Below are 4,326 nucleotides of genomic sequence, written 5' to 3'. Positions count from 1 at the left end.
GCATTCACCGCGCGGCGCGAGCCCGGCGGAGGCGGCGCGTCGGGGGCGTATTTGCCAGTCAGAAGGCCCGCGGCAAGCGGCGAATAGGCCAGCAGCATAACGTCCTCGTTCACGCCCAGTTCCGCCAGATCGGTATCGTAGAGGCGGGAGAGCAGGGAATATTCGTTCTGAATGCTGATCGCCCGCGGCCCGACGCCTTCTTCGGCCAGTGCCAGCCACTGCGCCATGCCCCATGTCGTTTCGTTGGAAAGCCCGAAGTGCCCGATCTTGCCCTCGGCCTGCATTTCGCAAACCGTGGCAAGGCAGGCGCGCATATCGGCAAGGTTGGCCTCGCGGTTCTGCTTCGATGGGTCATAGCCCCAGTTGCTGCGAAAGCCGTAGGTGCCGCGGTTGGGCCAGTGAAGCTGGTAAAGGTCGATATGGTCTGTGTTGAGCCTGCGCAGCGACGATTCAACTGCCGCGCGGATCGCCGCCGGGGTGATCGGCGCACCATCGCGCACGGCCGCAGACCCTTCGCCGGTAATCTTCGTCGCCAGCACCACGTCATTGCGCCGCCCGCGGCGCGCGATCCAGCTGCCGATGATTTCTTCGGTGCGCCCCACGGTTTCGGCACGCACCGGGTTGACCGGGTACATTTCGGCGGTGTCGATGAAATCGATCCCGGCCGCCAGCGCGCGGTCGATCTGCTCGTGCCCTTCAGCCTCGCTGGTCTGCGAGCCCCATGTCATAGAGCCAAGACAGAAGGCCGATACCTCCGGCCCGCTACTACCCAGTCTTTTGCGCTGCATCATTTGCCTCATTTCCGTCAGTTCGCATGTCGGCGCGACCCTGCCACATGCGGCGCGCGCCCGAAACCCCTGCTGCATTGCAGATTTTCATGCCGTGGGGCCACCCAGAGGTATTTTGCGGCGCAGAACGTGATGCGCGCTGGTCAGAAAGCCAGCGTTGCGGCCACCGCGCGCTGCCAGCGGGCGTATTTGCGCGCGCGCTCCGGTTCTGCAAGTGCGGGGGTAAAACGGCGCTCGGCCGACCATGCGCGGGCGAAGTCATCTTGGTTCGCACAGATGCCGGACTTCATGCCAGCAAGCCACGCGGCACCAAGTGCGGTGGTTTCGAGCACCTTCGGGCGGTCAACCGGTGCGCCAAGGATGTCGGCCAAGAACTGCATGGTCCAATCCGAAGCCGCCATGCCGCCATCGACCCGCAGCACCGCCTGCCCGAAATCGGGCCAGTCGGCGCGCATCGCATCTAGCAGATCGCGGGTTTGAAAGCCGACGCTTTCAAGCGCTGCCCGGGCAAGCTCTGCCGGGCCGGAATTGCGCGTCAGCCCGAAGGTGGCACCACGCGCCTCGGCTGCCCAATGCGGTGCGCCAAGCCCGGTGAAGGCGGGAACCAGAACCACCTCTTGCTCTGGGTCGGCGGCCTCGGCAAGGGCTTGGGTTTCGGGTGCCGAGGCGATCACGCGCAGCCCGTCGCGCAGCCATTGGACCGCAGCACCCGCCACGAAGATCGAACCTTCAAGCGCATAGGTCGGCTTGCCCGCAAGTTGATAGGCGATGGTGCCAAGCAAGCGGTTGCGGCTTTCGACAAGTTCGTCGCCGGTGTTCAGCAGCGCAAAGCAGCCCGTGCCGTAGGTGGCCTTGAGCATACCCGGCTGAAAGCAGGCCTGCCCCAGCGTTGCCGCCTGCTGATCGCCCGCAACACCGAGAATGGCAATCGGGCCACCGAAAAGCGAGGGTTCGGTCGTGCCGAAATCGGCCGCGCTGTCGCGCACCTCGGGCAGCATCGACATGGGCACACCGAGACGCGCGCAAAGGCTTTCATCCCATTGGCCCTTGCGAATGTCGTAAAGCATGGTGCGCGAGGCGTTAGTGGCGTCGGTTGCATGAACTTTTCCACCTGTCAGCCGCCAGATCAGGAAGCTGTCGATGGTGCCGAAGGCAAGCTCGCCCGCCGCGGCGCGCGCCCGCGCACCGGGCACGGTTTCCAGCAGCCATGCGATTTTGGTGGCCGAGAAATAGGGGTCAAGCAGTAGCCCGGTCTTGTGGCGCACCTCGTCCTCTAGGCCCTCGGTGCGCAGTTGCGCGCAAAGCGGGGCGGTGCGGCGGTCTTGCCAGACGATGGCGTTGTGGATCGGCGCGCCAGTAGCGCGGTCCCAGACCACGGTGGTTTCGCGCTGGTTGGTGATGCCGATGGCGGCCACATCGCGCGCACTTAGCGCAGCCTCTTCCAGCACGCGGCGTACGGCGGCCAGCACGGTGGACCAGATTTCCTCGGGGTCATGTTCCACCCAGCCGGGCGAGGGGTAGTGCTGCGCAAACTCTTGCTGCGCCACGCCGCGCGGATGCAATGCGGCGTCAAACAGAATTGCGCGGCTGGACGTGGTTCCCTGATCGATTGCGAGAATGTAGTCGCTCATGCCCCCCCCATGAACGCCGCCAGTGCATCTGTCTGCTCTGCCGTCAGCCGCAGCCCGAGTTTCGAGCGCCGCCAAAGCACATCTGCCGCCGTGCGTGCGTATTCATGCGACATTAGCCAGCGAACCTCGGCCTCGGTCAAGGTCGCGCCAAAATCGCGGCCAAGATCTGCGGGTGACGCGGCCTCGCCCAGCACCGCGCGCGCTTCTGTGCCATAGGCGCGGATCAGGCGCGCGGCCCATGCGGGGCTGAGGAAGGGGTAATCGGCGCAAAGCGCATCGGTCAGCGCAGCAACTTGGTCATGGCCAAAATCGCCGCCGGGCAATGCCACCCGCGCGGTCCAGTTTGGCGCGATGCCGCCCAGACCGGGGGCGAGTTTGGCCAGCGCCGCCTCGGCCAGTTTGCGGTAGGTGGTGATCTTGCCGCCAAACACGTTCAAAAGCGGCGCGCCCTCGGTACGGTCAAGCGAAAGCACATAGTCGCGCGTGGCTTCGGTGGCCGACTTCGCGCCATCGTCATAAAGCGGGCGCACGCCGGAATAGGTCCATACGATATCGGCCCGCGTGACCGGCTTGGCGAGGTATTTTGAGACGAAGGTGCACAGATACTCTTGTTCCGCCTCGGTGCAGGCCGCCGTGGCGGGGTCGCCCTCGTGGTCGAGGTCGGTGGTGCCGATCAGGGTGAAATCCTGCTCGTAGGGCAGGGCAAAGACGATCCGCCCATCTTCGCCCTGAAAGAAATAGGCGCGGTCATGCGCGAAAAGCCTGCGCGTTACGATGTGGCTGCCGCGCACCAGCCGCACCCCTTCGCCCGAGCGCACATCCAACGCGCCGCCCATCACCTCGGCCACCCAAGGGCCAGCCGCGTTGACGACCGCGCGGGCCAGATGCTCTTGCCACCCGGCCTCGCCCTCGGTCACAATCCGCCAAAGCGCGCCCTCGCGCTCCGCATGGGTGACGCGCGTGCGCACCATCACCTTGGCCCCGCGCGCCTCCGCATCGCGGGCGTTCAGCACCACAAGGCGCGAATCGTCCACCCAGCAATCGGAGTATTCGAAAGCATCGGTGAACTTGGGGTTCAGCGGTGCCCCCGCCGGATCTTGGCGCAGGTCGAGTTTGCGCGTGGCGGGCAGAATCTTGCGCCCGCCCATATGGTCGTAAAGAAAAAGCCCCGCGCGTATCACCCAAGCCGGGCGGTGGCCGCGCAGCCAAGGCATCGTCAGCCCGAGAATCCTCGAAACCGGAGTGCCGCCCACAAAGCGCATCGAGGGATGCGTTGGCAGCACAAAGCGCATTGGCCAGCTGATATGCGGCATCGCCACCAGCAAAGTCTCGCGTTCGGCCAGTGCCTCGTGCACCAAGCGCAACTCGAGGTATTCAAGATAGCGCAGCCCGCCGTGGAAAAGCTTGGTCGAGGCGGACGAGGTGCCTTGCGCCAGATCGCCCATTTCCGCCAGCGCCACCCGAAGCCCGCGCCCCGCCGCGTCGCGCGCAATACCGCAGCCGTTTACGCCGCCGCCGATGATGAAAAGATCAAATGGTTGCGCGGGCATGGACTCACCTGTTGGCTGTTCTGCACCATGCTCGCGCCGACGCGCGGCAAGGTCAAAACAAATCTTCGCTTTTGCGCGTTTATGTTCTAATTTGCGCGAAAGGGGGCCGCCGTGGCATTGAACTTCAGGCAGCAAGAGATTCTGGCACTGGCGCGCGCCGAACGGCGGGTGGTGGTAGAAGACCTTGCCGCGCGCTTTGGCGTGACCTTGCAAACTATCCGCCGCGATCTGGCCGATTTGGCCGAGACAGGGCAATTGGAGCGGGTGCACGGCGGTGCCGTGGTGCGCTCGGGCATGGCCAATATCGGCTACGAGGCGCGCCGGGGCATGAATGCCGCTGCCAAGGCCGCGATCGGG

4 protein-coding genes are annotated in these 4,326 nt (G+C 65.2%); 1 reads left to right on the top strand and 3 read right to left on the bottom strand.

All coding sequences use genetic code 11. The features are described from left to right. The 3 genes from ABY403_RS14100 to glpD all read right to left on the bottom strand — a co-directional run. Positions 1-788 (bottom strand): aldo/keto reductase (locus ABY403_RS14100; RefSeq protein ID WP_372841461.1); only part of this gene is annotated, 788 nt, incomplete at its 3' end. Positions 789-931: 143 nt separating this feature from the next. After that, the gene (gene glpK / locus ABY403_RS14095) at positions 932-2,419 is read right to left on the bottom strand and encodes a glycerol kinase GlpK (protein ID WP_372841460.1); all 1,488 of its coding nucleotides are present in this window, start codon (positions 2,417-2,419) and stop codon (positions 932-934) included. After that, positions 2,416-3,969 carry a glycerol-3-phosphate dehydrogenase gene (gene glpD / locus ABY403_RS14090; RefSeq protein ID WP_372841459.1) on the bottom strand — a complete coding sequence of 518 codons (1,554 nt, stop codon included), beginning with the start codon at positions 3,967-3,969 and terminating at the stop codon, positions 2,416-2,418. Before glpD ends, glpK begins: the two co-directional genes overlap by 4 nt. Positions 3,970-4,080: 111 nt before the next feature. Between glpD and ABY403_RS14085 the strand changes: the two genes are divergently transcribed. Further along, positions 4,081-4,326 (top strand): DeoR family transcriptional regulator (locus tag ABY403_RS14085; RefSeq protein WP_372841458.1); only part of this gene is annotated, 246 nt, incomplete at its 3' end.

Source organism: Phaeovulum sp. (assembly GCF_041596715.1).
Lineage (GTDB): Bacteria > Pseudomonadota > Alphaproteobacteria > Rhodobacterales > Rhodobacteraceae > UBA6213.
The sequence above is the reverse complement of the archived record's forward strand: the minus strand, read 5'-3'. Positions and strand labels throughout refer to the sequence as shown.